Annotated in this window: 11 protein-coding genes and 2 pseudogenes; all 13 read right to left on the minus strand. The window is 57.0% G+C overall.

The features are described 5' to 3' along the window. Positions 1-65: 65 nt before the first annotated feature. Complete coding sequence (locus CS369_RS11455) at positions 66-1,463, minus strand: TonB-dependent receptor (RefSeq protein WP_196907212.1); 1,398 nt, start codon at positions 1,461-1,463, stop codon at positions 66-68. 213 nt (positions 1,464-1,676) lie between these two features. Then, entirely contained in the window at positions 1,677-2,600 is a 924-nt protein-coding gene (locus CS369_RS11460) for an AraC family transcriptional regulator (protein WP_196907188.1), read from the minus strand. A gap of 34 nt (positions 2,601-2,634) precedes the next feature. Continuing rightward, positions 2,635-3,978, minus strand: a pseudogene (locus tag CS369_RS11465) (salicylate synthase). Next, entirely contained in the window at positions 3,978-5,528 is a 1,551-nt protein-coding gene (locus tag CS369_RS11470; protein ID WP_196907189.1) for a (2,3-dihydroxybenzoyl)adenylate synthase, read from the minus strand. The pseudogene CS369_RS11465 and the gene CS369_RS11470 overlap by 1 nt, the downstream one beginning before the upstream one ends. 112 nt (positions 5,529-5,640) lie before the next feature. After that, positions 5,641-6,345 carry a class I SAM-dependent methyltransferase gene (locus CS369_RS11475; protein WP_196907190.1) on the minus strand — a complete coding sequence of 235 codons (705 nt, stop codon included), beginning with the start codon at positions 6,343-6,345 and terminating at the stop codon, positions 5,641-5,643. 3 nt (positions 6,346-6,348) lie between these two features. Then, positions 6,349-6,999 (minus strand): annotated as a pseudogene (locus tag CS369_RS11480) (thioesterase II family protein). Then, on the minus strand, positions 6,894-7,466 hold the full coding sequence (locus tag CS369_RS23570; RefSeq protein WP_244664959.1) for a Gfo/Idh/MocA family oxidoreductase: 573 nt from the start codon (positions 7,464-7,466) through the stop codon (positions 6,894-6,896). Before CS369_RS23570 ends, CS369_RS11480 begins: the two are co-directional and overlap by 106 nt. Next, complete coding sequence (locus CS369_RS11490; protein ID WP_196907191.1) at positions 7,463-8,563, minus strand: saccharopine dehydrogenase NADP-binding domain-containing protein; 1,101 nt, start codon at positions 8,561-8,563, stop codon at positions 7,463-7,465. The genes CS369_RS23570 and CS369_RS11490 overlap by 4 nt, the downstream gene beginning before the upstream one ends. Continuing rightward, on the minus strand, positions 8,560-9,423 hold the full coding sequence (locus CS369_RS11495; RefSeq protein ID WP_196907192.1) for a thioesterase domain-containing protein: 864 nt from the start codon (positions 9,421-9,423) through the stop codon (positions 8,560-8,562). The genes CS369_RS11490 and CS369_RS11495 overlap by 4 nt, the downstream gene beginning before the upstream one ends. Positions 9,424-9,432: 9 nt before the next feature. Next, positions 9,433-13,425, minus strand: a complete 3,993-nt coding sequence (locus tag CS369_RS11500; RefSeq protein WP_280514774.1) for an amino acid adenylation domain-containing protein — start codon at positions 13,423-13,425, stop codon at positions 9,433-9,435. Between the two features lie 12 nt (positions 13,426-13,437). Further along, entirely contained in the window at positions 13,438-13,974 is a 537-nt protein-coding gene (locus CS369_RS11505; protein WP_196907194.1) for a hypothetical protein, read from the minus strand. After that, positions 13,971-16,346 (minus strand): amino acid adenylation domain-containing protein, encoded by a 2,376-nt coding sequence (locus tag CS369_RS11510; RefSeq protein ID WP_210769490.1) that lies wholly within the window; start codon positions 16,344-16,346, stop codon positions 13,971-13,973. The genes CS369_RS11505 and CS369_RS11510 overlap by 4 nt, the downstream gene beginning before the upstream one ends. Next, entirely contained in the window at positions 16,334-16,945 is a 612-nt protein-coding gene (locus CS369_RS25185; RefSeq protein WP_374191054.1) for a condensation domain-containing protein, read from the minus strand. Before CS369_RS25185 ends, CS369_RS11510 begins: the two co-directional genes overlap by 13 nt. Positions 16,946-16,979 lie beyond the last annotated feature (34 nt).

Here is a 16,979-nt window from a genome sequence, read left to right on the forward strand (position 1 = left end):
GGACATAATCAGTATGTCAGAAGATCTCTAAAAGTGAATGGTTCGGTTTACCGGGATACTTACAGTTACAGCATGGCATCGCGTGTCAGTTGATAGTGTAGCGCGGCACGTCCGGTCACCATGTCATATTGCAATCTTCCTTGCTGATCGAAGGCGGCAACGTTACCGGGGTGACCATTATTTTGAAAATGAGCGTGATACCCTTTGCTGTCGTGGGTGTAACGTAATCCCAGCGTGCCTTTTAATTTTTCGTTTTCCGTCAGCGCGGTGGTCAGTTCACCAAACAGCGCGTAGCTGTCCGTTTGATAATGGTTGTTGCGCATTCCATTGATCATCGAACTGGCGTTGCTCGGTGCCAACATCGAGGTCGTGGTGTAGTCGTTCATCAGGCGATAGTCGTCGTGCAGGTAATTCATGCCGCCGACCCGCCCCACCAGTGCCTTATCCAGGCTGCTCATCCGCAGTTCCTGATAGAAGCTGCGCTGTTTTTCGTCATAGGTACTCCAGTCAAGTGCCGGCAAAAATGCTGCGTTGGGCTGGTTAAACCAGGTTCCATAGGTGAGTGCTTCGGAATTGTTAGTCAGGTTGTCGAAATCATAGCGATTGAAGGCGGTAACCAAGGTCACTTGCAGGGTACGCAGCGTGCGATTGGCGGTCAGGGACAGTGCCCCTGTTTCTCGATGTGCCCAGCCTTTGGGGTCCAGCGCTACAATAGGAAAGTTCGGCGTACCTTGCAGCACGAAATTGGACGGTGTCAGGCGATCGCGCCCATAGCTTAGCGCGAGTACCAGTTGGGTGATGTCATTGGGGGTTGCCAGCAGCGTAGTGCGCATTGCACCGTTCTGCTCCCGCCCCATCCATCCTCCGACCTGATTGCGCACGTCACCGCCCTGATCGGCGTAGGCAGCAGAAAAACTGCCTTTCAGCGTGTCGTCACGCAGCGGGCCAGAAAGCGTCAACTGCCCGAGATTCTGGGAACGCCGATCCAGCGCGCCTTCCGCACGCAGTGTGTGCTGGGCATCATCGCTCGGTTGACGCGTAATGATATTGATGGCTCCAGCCTGGGCATTGCGCCCAAACACGGTGCCCTGCGGCCCGCGCAGCACTTCGATACGTTCAACGTCAAGAAAACGCAAATTAGAGCCAAACAGCGGCTGCGGTACACCATCAATGTAGGTGACTACCGAGGTATCATCGTGCTCGAGGGGCTGCGCCAACGCGCCCACGCCTCTCATGGAGAGATGCGTGGAGCGCCCATCGCCCAGTGCGCTCATGCCTATGTTCGGTACTTCACGGATCAGCCGGGCAATATCATCGATACGGCGGTCTTCGAGCATTTGTTTGTCAAACACGCTCAAACTGAGCGGCACACGCTGGGGATCTTCTTTGATTTTGTGGGCAGTGACCCACACAACGCTGTCATCTTCCGACGCCGTAGGGAGTTGCACAGTATCGACTGGCATTGCTGCCACTGCCCCACCAGGCGCACGCGCACAGTGGGTATATGACTCGCTTGTGACAGGAGTACTTGTTGTTCAGCATGTCCATCCCTCAACGCAGCAAAAAAAACGAAATGATAATTATTTTCGGTGCGATGAGTGTAGGGGGGAGGTCCGACGCCACCCCAGCGAACTTAATTATGATAAAAGCCAAAACAGCTGTGACAGGAGCCAAAATCAGGCGTTGAGCGCATCACGAGGGCAACGACCAAACTTGCGACGGTAAGCGGTAGAGAAATTGCTGGGGTGCTGATAGCCAACATAATAGGCTGCCTGTTTCACCGTCCATCCTTCTGATTCCAACCCTTTTCGCGCACGCATCAGTCGCTGCTCGCGCAAGAAAGAAAACACGTATTGTCCCATCACCGCTGTAAATTTGCTTTTAAGCGCACTGATGCTGATCCCAGCTTCACGCGCCAAATCGCACAGGCAGTGATTGTTATCCAACTGCGCGAGCAGTTTGTCTCGAACTTTTAAAATGCGCACCGTATCCCGACAGGGTGCGGTATATGGCATCAAGGACGGAGACTGTTCTACGGCGCGTAGCCCCTGCGCCAACAGATCCAACACGCAGCTATCGCATAGGGTCAACAGGCTGTCGGCCAACGTCAGGGTATGATGCGGAACCATAAAACTGTAAATACCTTCATGCTGTAGCAAGCGTTCAATCTGCTGTGCCAATTCGCCATCGACAATACGCCGTGGAGCCGCCTGAATAACCAGACTACGGCTATGATGACCGCGCGGATTGCGGCACCAAAGTCGAAGCGGGCTACGAGTGGCAATCACTTTGGCCACGCCAAGTTCCATCACCAGCATGCGACCATCATCCAGATAATAATTTGGCGTGTCCCCGTGCAGAGTCAACAGGATGGTCAGGCACTGTTTAAGCGTGGCACTGCGATAATCTTCCTCGCGGGTAGTGATGTCGTTAAGGCAAAGATCGATCTCATACGGCAACGTCACGGCCCGCAGCGTGCCCTCTAACGTGACTTCATGGGTCGGGCTTTTTTCTGCCGCGACCATTTCACATTCGTAGTCCCAATGACGTGCCAAATCGCTTAATTGTTTTAGCGATGAGAGGTGTTGTACTGATGACATGTAACCCTTCCTCCAGTCCCTCGATGTTGCATCCTTACCGAGTTTTTTGCTGGAAGACCAGATAAGGCGCAATACTGTCCAACTTTTCCTGCGTTTCAGTGAATTCACGTATAGGTGATGACTGCGCAATCATCCCAGCCCCGGCCTGTAACCAGCGCTGATGGCTATCCTGAAACGCAGAGCGCAGCACCAGTGCCGCTTCGAAATGCGTTTTGCCGTCTAATCAGAGTATGGCACCGGAGTAGAGTTCACGCGGGGACGATTCAAGTCGGGCAATTGCCGACAGCGCGGCGCGCTTCGGCACGCCCGTGGCGGTTATCGCGGGAAACAGGGCATCAAAAGCGTCCCACGCATCCTTCCCGAAGCCCAATTCACCGCTAACGCGCGATCCAAGGTGTTGCAAGTTGCCGCGTTGACGTACCGACATCAAATCATTGATAACTACACTCTCCGGCTGGCATAGCCCTTGCATTTCCTCTACCGCCGCTCTGACTGACATTACGTGCTCAACAATCTCTTTGTCGTCGCTTAAGGAATGGTTCAGCAATGCGTTTGACGGGGCGGCATCCTGATGCTTTACGCAGGTGCTCGCCAACGTGTCGGTACTCACCTTGTCCTGCTCGACGGACATCACCAGCTCAGGACAAAAACCGACGGCTTCCCGCTCTCCCTGCCGCAACAAAAACGTGCGTACCGGCGTGTTGGCCTGGCGTCCACGCAGCAGCGTTGCTGCCATATCCACCGATTGTTTCAGGGGCATGGCTCGCGCCAGGATAACCTTGCTGTAGTGAGCATCGTTAATTTCTTCAATCGCCTGCCATACACGTTGGCAGTAATCTCCCTGATCGCAGGCGAGTTCGGCAACGTGCGCCAGTCGGGCATCTCCTCCTCGACGTTTCGCCACGGCAACGGCACTCAATATCCAATCAGACAACTGCCGACAACGCAGTGCATCCTCCGCTAACACGGTGACACCGTTATCGCAAAAAATCAGCTCCTCACGCGGAACAATCAGGTTCAACACCGGCCAGCGCCCCGGTTTGTATGCGTGTTCCTGAACACAAAGCGCATAGTGAAACCCCGCTTCGCCATAGATGCGCAGATTTTCACCACCATGTGCCGCTTGAAAGCGACGGGCATACTCCGCAGGCGATCCCTTGACGCGTGTGGTATTGATGCCGTTATCGGTGATGGTGGTCGCCTGCTCGCCAGCGGCATCGACGGTTAACGATGCTCGTTGCCCTAACGCGAGATACCAGCAGGATTGACGCCCGTAGACATAATGATCTTCCCCTTTCAACTGGTTGAGCAGTTCCGCGATAACTGGCAGCGTTTGAGCCTCAGGCAAAATCAGATGCTGTCTACTGTGATATCCCATCATGGTTGTTCCTTTACCTTTACCTGTTCCCTTACACGACCGAGAATGCGCGCCGTTAGTGCTTGTTTATTGATTTTTCCCATTGGAGTAAGCGGCAATGCTTTTACCACGCTCAGCGCGTCTGGCCATCGGGATGTGGGCACGCCCTGTTGTTCCAAAAAAGCACACAAATCCGCCAACAACAGTGACCGTTTGGCGACTACCACCGCATGTACCGTCTCATCCAAGCCGGCCACAACGGCCACGTCACGCACATCAGGATGCATACGCAATGCATCCTCTATGTTCCCCGCCCCCACAGACTCACCGTGGCGGTTTATGGTTTCCTTGATGCGCCCTTCGACGCAAAGATTGCCATCCGGTAAACGTCGGACCCGATCGCCGCTACGGTAAAAACCCTCAGACGTGAACGACTGCGCACCTGAGGGACCAGCGCGGAAATACCCTCGAATCGTATAGGGTCCGCGCACCCATAGCTCACCCGCATTACCGGGAGAAACGGCAATCCCGGCGGGGTCCACAATGCGAATATCGTCATCCTCACACAAGGGTCGCCCCTGCGTGGTAAGGATAGTGTGTGGCGTATCGTCCAGCCTGGTGGCGGTGATCAGCCCTTCTGCCATGCCAAACACTTGTTGTAATTGGCATCCGAAACGATTCAGCATCGCGCCAGCCCGAATGGAATCCAGTTTGGCACCACCCACCTGAATCAGACGCAGCGACTGCAAATCAGTAAGTTCACTGTCCAGCGCTTCCAGCCAACATTGGCTTAATGACGGTACCAATGCGGTGAGTGTGACACCAAAACGGGCAATTGCTGCGAAAGCATCTTCCGGTGCCGGCGTCGCAGGAACCACCACGCAACCACCGCGCGACCACACTCCTAACGCGCCGGGACATGCCAGCGAAAAATTGTGCGCCATCGGCAAAGCCGCCAAATAGCGATCCTGCTCGCTCAACGCGCACAGTTCGGCACAGCGCTGAAAGTTATAACTATAATCGGCGTGGGTGCGCGGGATCAGTTTCGGTATGCCGGTTGTTCCGCCTGACAGCAACAGCAGCGCAATATTGCCCGCCTCATCCCCAGACGGTGGTACAGCGATCATCGTCTCCTGGCAAAAACAAAAGCGATCCGTTTTGCCACTGAAGAGTGTACGGCACCCGTATTCAGCCAGTTGTGTAGTCAACGCATCGTTTTCGCTCTGGCAGAGACGAGCGCTGCCCAGGTAACGTTGAGCACAAGCCTGCACCGCCACCTGAATTACCGTTTTGGTACACAGTGTCGGCACGACCAATATCGGTACAGCACCAATCAGCAATAAAGCAAACAGGGCAACAGCGAAATCAGCGCCATTCGGCAACTGCACCAACACCGTGTCACCGGGAGAGATCCCATGTTGACTGAGCATGGTGGCAAAACGCCTGCTCTGACCAATCAGTTTCCAATAGGGCCAGGCGTGCCCTTCAGCGATCAAGGCAATGTGTTCGCTGTAGGCCTGTTGCCAACGGATAATATGGGTGGATAGCGTATCCACTTGCCAGTAGCCCACATTCTGATAGTGCTAGGCGACATCCAGCGGCCAGGCAAGCGGTGGCGGCAATCGACGAGCATCGGTATCGTGCAAATGGGTATCGGTTAGATAAGCATCCTGCGCATCATTATTATGCATAAAGCACCCCGGCCTGAGCGGTGAGACGTTCTGCGCGCAACCCCGCTTCCTGCGCAAGTTCCGCCAGACTAAATGTGTGCCAGACGCTCTGATTACGGATCACCTGCGCCGAGCATGGCCTACCGCGCACCGTCCAGCAGGACGTCAGCAGCATAGTATCGTCTGGCCACGGTTCGCCTTGCAATGATGCGATGTAATGCTGTTTACCTACCGTTTCACAAGCGAGCGGAAAGGCGGGCAGCACGATCGGTTTTTCCAGCAGCAGTAGTTCAACAAAAATCAGTGCGCCAGCCGACAGGAGCGGTAACAGTAGCTGCCATAACTGCTGGCGCTTTTCCCGGCACAGATGCCCCAATACGCCATAAGCCACCACTGCGCCCAGTTTTTCCGGCAGGTGCAGTTGATCCACGGGTTCAGCGACCACGGTCACGCGCTGACGCAACTGCGGATCGTTGATAACGCGATGCATCAGCACCGTGCGCATGGTCGGCGCCCGCTCCACGGCCATAATGTCACACTGTGGCACGCTATCGGCAGTAGCCGCGACCGTGCGCCCAGTTCCCGCCCCGAGATCCAGGAGCGGTTCGCCATTTAATTCGGTGGCCGCAAGACTTTCCCGCAACACGGTATCGCCTTCAGAATGTGCTCTGGCCACCAGGTCATAATATTCCGCTACGGGTGAGTAGAAATCGTCCATCGTTTATCCTTTTGTACAGGGAGTGAGCGAGGAGAGAAACGCCTGCTGCACGGTGTCGACCACCGCATCGCGTTGCTGATTGATAAAGAAATGGTCACCGGGGAAAATATGCACCTGACACGATGCTGAAGTGTAATCGGCCCAGGCGCAGGCTTGATCGGCAGGAAGATCGGGATCGTCCCGTCCGGCAAGTACATCAATCGGGCAGCCAATCACAGGCGTGTTATAAGGCCGATAATTTTCGATCAAGCGATAGTCACTGCGGATAATAGGCACCAGCAGCGCCGCCAATTCCGGCGATTCCACCAGCGCATTGTTGCGCGGATTCAAACGACGCAGTTCGGCCAGAATATCGCTGTTACTGCTGCGATGGACCGCGCTGTCGCGCGGGTGATAACGGGGCGGTTGCCGGCCTGATATAAACAGGTGTCGCGGCGGCATGCCCTGCGCTTCCAACTGGACCGCCAACTCATGCGCAATCGCACCACCCATACTGTGTCCCAGCAATGCGTAGGGCCGGGTCGCAATATCGCGTTACAACTCGCTCATCAGCGTGGCCAACAAGCGTGACATGTCATCGATAGTCTCTTCGGTGAAACGATCTTCTCGCCCTGGATATTGCACGGCGGCCACGGCGATCTGCGTATCAAACAACTTTGCCCAAGCGCGGAATGCGCTGGCTCCGCCCCCGGCATAGGGTAGACAAACCAGCAGAGGTTGCGACACCGAGGGCGGAGAAAAAAACGTAAGAAATGGCGGGTCATTCGGTCTCCTGTTGGCACAGTTGCTGACACAGCGCCACCTCTGGTGGCGTAGCCAGGATGCAGTGGATGTTCCTGCAAAGCGTGGATCCCACGGCGCAGCAGCGCACACGCGATCTCCGCACCACTGCCGCCGGACACCCCTGCGCGCACCACCACGCAAGCCAGCGTCACCGTATCCGGCAGCGCATCCACCGAGTGATAATGCGCGATACCCATCTCGCACGCACAGCGTGCGGAAGTTTCAGAGCCGCGCGACAGGATCCCGACCAGTTCTATGTCCGGGTGTATCGCCAATGCGCGAAGATAAAAACGGCCAAATGCGGTGCCGCACACGACGGCCTTCATTTTTCTGGTCATAGTTTTCCCTCTTCGAGGCGTTCATCAGGCAGGTATTGGCGAATCTGTGTGCCAGGATGCAGACGGACAACGTCGTTAAAAGTTTGAGTCGCCATCAGGACGTCATCCGCGAAATGCACGCCGGGGGCAATATCACCGCGCAATAACACGTTCAGCGTGCTCACCGTAACGGCGGCGGTTAACGCCGCGCGGCGGCGCGGTGTGTGGTGGGGGATAAGATCGAACACCAGTCGGTAATACGGCGAGTGCCCCAGCAGATCGAGCTCGCTGACCTGTTCAACCAGTGCCACTGCCTGCGCCAGGCGTTCAGCACTGTTGACCCAACCGCGTAAACCGGTCAGCGTCTCACGCAAGAAGCTGCCGCTAAACACGTTATACCAGCGCAACTCGCGCAATTGATAACGTAAAGCCAAACGCTCAGCATCGCTACTGAGAAACGGAAGCAGCGTTACTTCACCGGGGAAATGGGCCAAATCATGGCGCAATTCTGTCGGTAGCCGGCGTAAATGCGGCTCCCCCTTGACCCAGAAAGCGCTCGCTTCGCCATACCAGTAGCTACTGGCCGCCATCGTACCGTACTGATCGTTGACCGACAGCACCAGATCACCCGCTGCCGCACCGCGTACGCTTTCACGCCCGCCGCTGTAGACAGTAATGGCATCATCAGGTAGCGCGCCCAGCCAATCAGGCATCAAATTGGCCAATCCCGGCAACATGCCAGCCGAGAGCACTGCGGTCCATCCCCGTGCGCTGGTCCGTGTTTGTTGCAGCAAATGCCATACCGGTGCATCGCCGGATACATCGATATAATGAGCACCAGCCCGTGCGGCACTGCGCGCAACCCGATCAAGCACCAGGTAGGACGGCCCCGCACAGTTCACCACCAGTGCGCACCCCTGACTAAAGGCATCCAGTTCCTCTTGCTGATAGAGATCGACCATCTGAGCCTGCGCGTTGACCCGCTGTGCCAGCGCTTGCAGAGCCTCAGGCTGCCTGGCTCCGAGGCGTAATGTGTACCCTGCCGCGCCTAGCCAGTGGGTAACTTCTCGTCCGATGCTGCCTGTCGCCCCCAGAATCGCGATGCAAAACCGCTTCACAGCGTCTCCTCCGGGCGTGTGTGCCGTGCGATACAGTTAGCCAGAGACGTGGCGTGTTGCTGCGTGATACAACTAAAATGATCGCCCGGTGTGTCCACCACGGTCAGATCGCCAAGACTTAGGCGTTGCCAATAGTCGGTGGCATCCTGCGGTGTACCCGGCAACAGTGGATCACTCGGGCTGTTACGTATCAGCACAATTTTTCCCGTCCAGGGAGCAGGCTGATGTTCACCCACGGCGGCCATGTAATGATGGAACAGCGCGTGGCGCTCAGCAAAGGCCTGCACTTCACCTTCGGGAGCAAGGTAGGCACCCTGCTCATCACCGCTGGTTTGCAAGACGCGCAGTCGCTCACTCAGCGGTTTCATCGCCCATTGGCTCAGCGCGTCGCCGACGGGCTGATAGGCCTCTGGCAAGCGGTCGAATACACCAGCGGGGATGTGGGACGGCGTTTCACGCAGCACGTGATGAACAACCTCTGCCAGCGCCGATTCCGATGGCAAACGCAACGCTTCCATGCATACTCCGTATGAACGAGAAAACATATATTCAACCAGATGCGCATCGTCCACGCGCGGCGGCTGCCAGGCACTGATCACCACCAATTGTTGCACACCGACGCCGCGCTCACTGAGCTGACGAGCCATTTCTGCTGCCAGCAATCCCCCCAAACAGTAGCCGATTAGCGTGAAGCGCTCTCCGCGTTGACACAGCGCATCGACATACTGTCCTGCCAGCCGCACCAGCGCCTGCGATGGTGGTAACGCCATAAAAGCCGTCGGAGAAGGCAGTTCAATCCCAATCCCGCGGGAATAGACGGATTTATCCAATTCCGGCAACAAGTAACGGTAGGGCTGCATATCGCCACTTCACGCATGTAACAGCACACAGGGGTGTGTCGACACGCCCGCCGTTTCCCATAAGGTCACCAGCGGAACTTGCTCAGGTGACGCCACCGTTTGTGTTTTTTCCACCTGACGCAGCCGTGCAGAAAGGGCTTTCAACGTGGGTTCTTGCAGTAAATGACGCAGCAAGCTGCCCCAGGTCAGAGCGCTGGCCGCAGCGACGCGCTCCCGCAATCGGCCAATCATGCGTGACAGCAATAGAGAATCACCGCCACAGGCATAAAAATCTGCCTCCCGTGTGACGATCTCCGTGTCGAGTACCTCGCTCCAGATGGCGGCAATATCATGTTCCAGCGCGTCACACAGCGCATCGCCTTGCACCTGAGACGCCTCGATTGACGCGTGGCTCATCAGCATTTTCGCTAGCACCAGCCTATCTATTTTGCCACTCGCATTGCGCGGCAAAGCATCCCAGACATGCAACTGTGTCGGGACCATGTACGCCGGTAAACGCGTTTGCAGGTACGCTCGCAGGCGTGTATTGCACACAGCAGCACGATCGGTTTTAAACTGAGCGATAAAGACGCCCTGTCCCGACGTTGCCAAGGCACGGTGCGCAGCGGGTAAGCCGTCAAGCAGCGTTACGCCAGCCTGCTGCAATAAATCGAGCCACTGTTCACGAGTAAAGAAGGTCTGATCGGTCTCCGCGCGCATATCGGTAAACCCGGTCAGTTCGGGGAAAAACTCCATCGACACTAACAGCGGATAGTTATGACGTCGTACCGGTTCAATGAACACCAGAATGCCACCCGGTGTCAGCAGTTGCGCCAAACCGGCCAGCACGTCGCCCGCATGCCGTGCATTGTGCAGCACGTTGGCGCACAGGATGATGTCCATGCTATTGGCCTGCATCCCCTGCGACGTGGCGGGCAGGTTCATATCAAACAGTCCGTAGTGCATACCGTCGTAGTCAGCAAAGCGTTTACGCGCTTCCGTCAGGAAAAACGTCGACAAATCGGTAAACCAGTATTCAGTACCATAGGCCGCCAGAGCAGGAACCAACTCACTGGCCGTCCCCGCCACCCCCGCCCCTACATCCAGCAGGCGCAATGGGCGATCGCACTGCTTCGCAAATTCGGTAATGGCTACAATAGCAATAGCATTCATGCTGCGGCTCGCCACGTTATCACGGTAAGCGGCCTGCGCCGTCGACAGTTCGCCCTGTGGAAACAGCAGCCCGCGCACATCTCGCTCACCGCGCAACAGCCCTGCCAGATCTTCACTGCACGCCCTGATGTAATCCAACGTTAGACTGCCATAACGAGTACGCTGTTCGAGGCGGTCAACCTGTTGCCAGGCGTCATCAAGCGCCGCTTTATCGCTAGCAATCAGGTCACGGTAATGACCTTGCGCATCGCGCGTTAATGCCCGAGCGCCAACCAAGGTATCCAACCAACGACGCAGCAAGCGTTGATGCGTCTGCGCCACGTGTGTTGACTGATATATCTCGTTCAACGAGTGGCGATCTTCTTCCGTACCGAATAACCCATCGGCGCGTAAGCGGGCTGCCATCGCCAGTATTGCTACCCGGTCCGCCGCCGCCATCAGTGCCGTGAACGCCGGAGCATCCATATCCCGTTCGAGCCGTTGCGCGCAGTCACGGGCGGCGTCTGTCACCGAGGTGACGGCGGACTGCTGTCCGGCAGCCGTTTCGACCACACCGTGCAACGTCCCCTCTGTCGTCAACAGCACTACGCCATCCGCAACCGCCGGGTGTTGGAGCAGTGTTGCGATGATCTCGCCCAGCTCCACCCGATGACCGTGGATTTTCACCTGCTGATCATAACGACCAAGAAATTCAATGCGACCATCGGGCCAATAACGTCCTCGGTCACCGGTAAGGTAACGGCGTTCACCATTACGTGCGGTAACAAAACGTTGCGCCGTTTTTTCGGCATCCTGCCAGTATCCGTCAGCCAGACTGGCTCCGGCGATGGCAATTTCTCCCGCCACCCAATCAGGGCGGTCATTCATGGCATCGTCCAGAACATACAGGCGCTGGTTGGCGAGGGGCGCGCCATAAGGGGCATGAACCCAGTGCGCCTCAAGAGTATTGACCGGGCAGCACACGGACCAAATACCCGCCTCGGTGGCCCCACCCAGAGCGAACAGCTCGGCAGATGCCTGTAACGCCGCTAGCGATTCAGTGAGGCTACGCGGCACCCAATCCCCGGAGACCAGCGCCACGCGCAGCGGTGTCAACGGTTGCCGGACATCGCACAGCATCTGCAACTGTGACGGCACGCTGTTCCACAAGGTGATGTCATGACGCTGGATTTGTTGCGCCCAGTGCGCCGGATCGCCCTGCTGCGCAGCGTGGGGATAGACCAGACGCCCTCCGGCTGCCAGCACCCCGAACAGGTCGTAAACAGCGAGATCGAAGGAGAGATTAGCCAGCGCCAGCATCGCATCCTGCGGCACCACAGCAAAGCGGTGGTTGATGTCGGCCAGCGTATTCCAGGCAGCCCGATGAGACACTACGACCCCTTTCGGTGTGCAGGTAGAACCTGAGGTATAAATCAGGTACGCGGGCTGCTCCGGTGCCACTGACACCGGCCTGAAGTCGAGCACTGGCGGTTCACACTGCCAGTCAAGCACGTGGATACCTGTGGGAAGCGAGGTGGGCTCGTCGGCAATGACCCAGGCAATGTCTGCATCTTGCAACATCAGGTCACGACGCGCCTTCGGTTGCTTCAAGTAAAACGGCACATAGTATCCCCCGCACAGCAGCGTTGCAAGCACGGCCAGCGCCTGTCCCCGCCCCTTGTCACAGAAAATGGCAACCCGTTGCGAAGGCTCACACCCCGCCTGCTGCAACCGTGCAGCCAGCCCAGTGGCCTGTGCCAGCAATTGTTGGTAGCTCAATGCGCCGTGTTCATCAATAACTGCGATGGCCTCGGGACGCCGTTCGGCCTGCGCTATAATCCCCTGATGCAGTAACTGGGCCGGGTAAGTCTTACAGGACGCGTTGGTATACTGACGCGCATGGCACAATGAGACGGGCAGCGACACCGGGCGAACCTGTTGCATGCAGCCCTCACCTTCTTCAATTAACCGATTGATAAAACTGCAATACAATTCGAACGCTTGCTCAATCAACGCCGGGTGAAACAGCGCCTCGCGCGAATCCCACGCCAGTAGGATCCCTTCTGGCTGTTCCACCACCTGGCAATCGATCAATACCTGCGGCGTCTGCGTCATGCCTTGAACAATGTGATAGCAGGCCTTTTTCCCATCACGGTTTGCGCGTTGCCCCAACGTGCTGGTAAACACCACGGGCATTAACTGGGCTTCCCTGCGACGACGAGAAAGCGCTTTGAGCAGCTCCAACCCAGAGTAACTGGCGTGATCCATCGCATCACTCAGGCGCTGACTGAGCACACGCAGTTGCTCACTAAACGGAACCGCACCTTGTAAATCAACCTCAAGCAGCACAGTGTCGGTAAAATCACCCAGCACGCGCTGGATATCGGGATGCTGTTGGTCTCGCCGAAACACAGGCAAATTCAGCGTGAAATGACGCTGCTGACTGTACAGTGCCAGCACCTGCGCAAACGCCCCGAGCAACAGTACGCTCAACGTCACCTGATGTTCTCCAGACAGTGCGCCAAGTTGCCTGACCTGACTCGCCGACAGCCGTCGATGACGGCGCAGAAACGGCGCATCAGCCGCGGCTTCGGCCAGCAGCAGTTGCGGTGCGTCAGGCAGAGCATCAAGGCGCGCCAGCCAATAGTGTCGATCGTCTCGATAGCGTTTTCCTTCACGTGCGGCACGCCGCGCAATAACGCAGTCACGAAAAGTAATGTCCGGCGCAGGGGGAAGCTGTTCCGGGTTAAACAACAGCAGCGCAAGCTCATCGACCAACAGATAGAGGCTGGTCGCATCCAACGCGATCAGTTCAACAGCCAACAGCAACTGCGTCTCACGGGCCAACCGGATCGCATGCGCCGCGAACAGTGGCCAGGTGGCTTAGTCGGCCGGGATTGACAACAAGGTATCGCGTAGCCGCTCCACGGCGCGCTGCGCCGGTTCAGTGCCAAGATGGCGTAGATCGCTGGTGGGCAACGCAAAATCAGGCATCGCTGACAGGACGCGCTGAAAACCTTCCTCTTTCACTACCACCCGTAACATGTCATGGCGCGCAATCAACTGCTGCAATGCCTGCTCCAGCCACGTGGGCTCCAGCGCCGCCGGAAAACTCACTGCAAGAAAACCGCGACACGCCAGATCGCCGTAAGTGAAAGCGCTGTGACGCCCGATCAGCCACGCCTGCTGAGTTTCCGTGAGAGGGAATGGCGTAAAGCGGCATTGACGATCGCAGTGAATCGCCTCGTTCTCATTCCTGCTTGCCAAATAGACCAACAGCTCGGGCTTGTGTTCACGCAGCGCTTCTTTCACTGTTTCACTCAAGGTTCCGGCAGGCACACGAAAGTGCAGATTATTCCCTTCGCTCCACAACTCGATGCCTTCTAACTCTAGCGTGGCAATAAAATCGGGGATATTCATAGCGATCCCTCCTCCATTCGAGCTCGGTCGGCTAAATGCCTTTCAACGCAGGCACACAGGCCCGATAAGGTTGTGTCAGCGAAAAACTCCTTTATGGTCAGATTGATAGAAAATCGTTCGCACACCTGAGCGACCAGTTTTGTCCCCAGCAACGAGTTACCGCCCGCGCGGAAGAAGGAATCCGTACCCGATGGCAGTGGTCCTTCCACGAGCTGTTGCCACAACGCGGCAACCACATGCTGCAACTCACTGATTTTCTCTGGCTGGGGGGACGCTGAGCGCGGTGACGACATGGCTAACTGACGCCTGTCGATTTTCCCGCTGGGCGTCAGCGGCCAGGTGGTAACAGCCGATATTTCCCCAGGAATCGCATAGCCCGGCAAAATGATACGCAGTTCGTGGTGCAGCGCGTTGAACTCTTCTTCAGCGGAATCCATCTGGACATAAGCGTGCAGTCCTGCCGTAGCATCGTCGCCCTGCACTACGGCAACCGCGTGACGTACCTGTGGGTGACGCAGCAAGATGGATTCAATTTCACCCAACTCAATTCTGTGACCCTGTAACTTAATCTGATTATCGGTGCGTCCCAAAAACTCCAGCACACCGTCTGGGCGGTAACGTCCACGATCGCCAGTGCGATACCAGCGCCACGGGTAATCACCGTTGAAGTGCAACGCCGTCAAGCGCGCATCCGCACAATAGCCGCGCGCTACCCCTAACCCGCCAATCCACAGTTCGCCGGGTACCCAGTCAGGCGTGTCATTGCCCAATGCGTCTACTACGCGGAAGCGCTGATTCCTCATAGGGAAACCGTAGGGAACCGCGTGACACCCTTCCGATAACGGTGACGACATTGGCCATACCGTGGACCAGATAGCGGCCTCAGTGGCCCCGCCCAACGCAAACGCCTGTGCTGACGGCGCGAGCGTGCGAAGCCGCTCGCCGCTGTCAGGCTCCACCCAATCTCCCGACAACAAGGCAATACGCAGATCGGGCAGCGTCACCTGCCGCGCACAAGCCAGGGCGTGCAGCATATCGAACAGCGACGGCACACTATTCCATACGCTGACACCGTGGGTAGACATCAACGTTAACCATCGGTCCGCATCATGGTGGGGCGAGTCCTCCGCCAACACCAATAATCCCCCCACGCTCAGCGCAGCGAACAGATCAAACACCGACAGGTCGAAATCCAGCGCGGAAACGGCCAGAAAGACATCCTGTGCCGAGATATCAAGTTGCTGACACACCGCTTCCAGCGTATTGAGTACATTACGGTGTTCAATCATCACTCCTTTGGGTTCCCCGGTGGTTCCAGAGGTAAACAGCACGTAGGCGAGCGTATCGTCCGGCGGAATGATCGGTGCCTTTAACAGCGCGTTGTCACGCAATGAAGCCAGCGAGTAGGTCGGTATGGCGAACGAAAGTTCGTTGTCGGAGATGACGGCTTTCGCACGCCCCTTACGACAGAGCAGTTCGTGACGCGCGGCGGGATGAGCCTGATTGAGAGGCAAGTAGGCCGCCCCGGCGGCGAGGATACCGAGCAGCGCCACCACGCGCTCACTACCAGACGTCAAGCACAGTGCGACACAATCACCCGAGTGGATGCCGCGGCGTAGCAGTCCGGCCGCAACTGTGAGCGCCTGTTCACGCAGCGCGCCATAGCTCAGGTAGCCGTTCACGCTATCCCACAGCTCCGGACGCTCAGGCCACTGCTGCGCCTGGCTGAAAAAGGCATCATGCAGCGCCCGGTGGCTTGGCATCAGACCACCAGTCGTGTTGGCCTGGAGTCGTATCTGGCGTTGCGCAACGGGCAAATCCCTAATCGGCAGCGCAAGCCAGTCGTTGCCTGCTAACGCGCGCAACGTGTGGCAGTACCAGGCAAACATCTGCTCGACCATGTCGGGCAAAAACAGCTCTTCCAGATAATCGCAACTGAGCAACACGCAATCGGCTAAATCAATGGCCTGATGATCAAGCCACACCTGCGGCGTTTGCGAACTGGTGTAGTTCGGCCAGGGCACAGCTTTAGCCAGCGCATCGGCCACCCCCAGCATACTGGTGAACACCACCGGTGCGGCCTGCATCTCATTGCCTGTCCGCTGTGCCAGCGCGCGCTGTACCGAAATAGCGGACACTGAGGCGTGGCCAAGATCGCGCCACACTTGTTCCTGCAACCCCTGGGCATGCCTTAGCCAGCTCTCGGCGTTATCGGCGTGATACTCTGCCAGCGTTAGCGAGGTAAAATTCCCTACTACACGGTTGATGTCGGGATGAAGCGGCTGGCGATCGAACTGCGTCAAGGTGATCACCAACGCTTTTTGCCCACTCCACCGACTCCGCGTTTCCGCAAAGCAGGTCAAGAGCAGCACCTAGGGGTAATTTGCGCCTGACGCGCGCGATCGCTGAGCTGTCGCCACAGTGCGGGCTCGAGTTGCGCTTCCAATCGACGAAAACGTGGCGTAATGATGGCAGCAGGCACCATACGTGTCGGTAATGCAGGCGCAAGCGGCAACGCATCAAAGCGCTGCTGCCAATAGATGATATCGTCTTCCGCCTGTCCCTGCTGCGCGCGCCAGCACTGATAATCGCGGAATTGTATCGCCAACGGGGGGAGTTCGGTCTCCGGATTTTGGTAGCATTCGAACCATTCACTAAACAGCGTCAACATGCTTAAACCATCGACAATCAAATTATCGAACAACACAGCAAGTCGCGATTTCCCTGCACCATAGTCAATCAACGTAATGTCGTAGAGCCTGCCGCTACCGGCAGACAGAATCTGATGTGCCATGCGGTTTCTGAGCAGCGCCAACTGTGCTGACGCATCCGTCAAATGCCGTAAATCGTGGTAACGGAAGTAAAAATACGGAACTTCTTCCATGATGGACTGTTGACCATCCTCGCCGATAACGCAGCGCAACATGTCGTGCCGTGTGACCAACTGGTTCCAGGCGTGCTCAAGACGCATCAGATCGGCGTGTTGCAGTTCGTATTCGTGGTAG

The organism is Candidatus Symbiopectobacterium sp. 'North America', from assembly GCF_015762685.1.
Taxonomy (GTDB): Bacteria; Pseudomonadota; Gammaproteobacteria; order Enterobacterales; family Enterobacteriaceae; genus Symbiopectobacterium.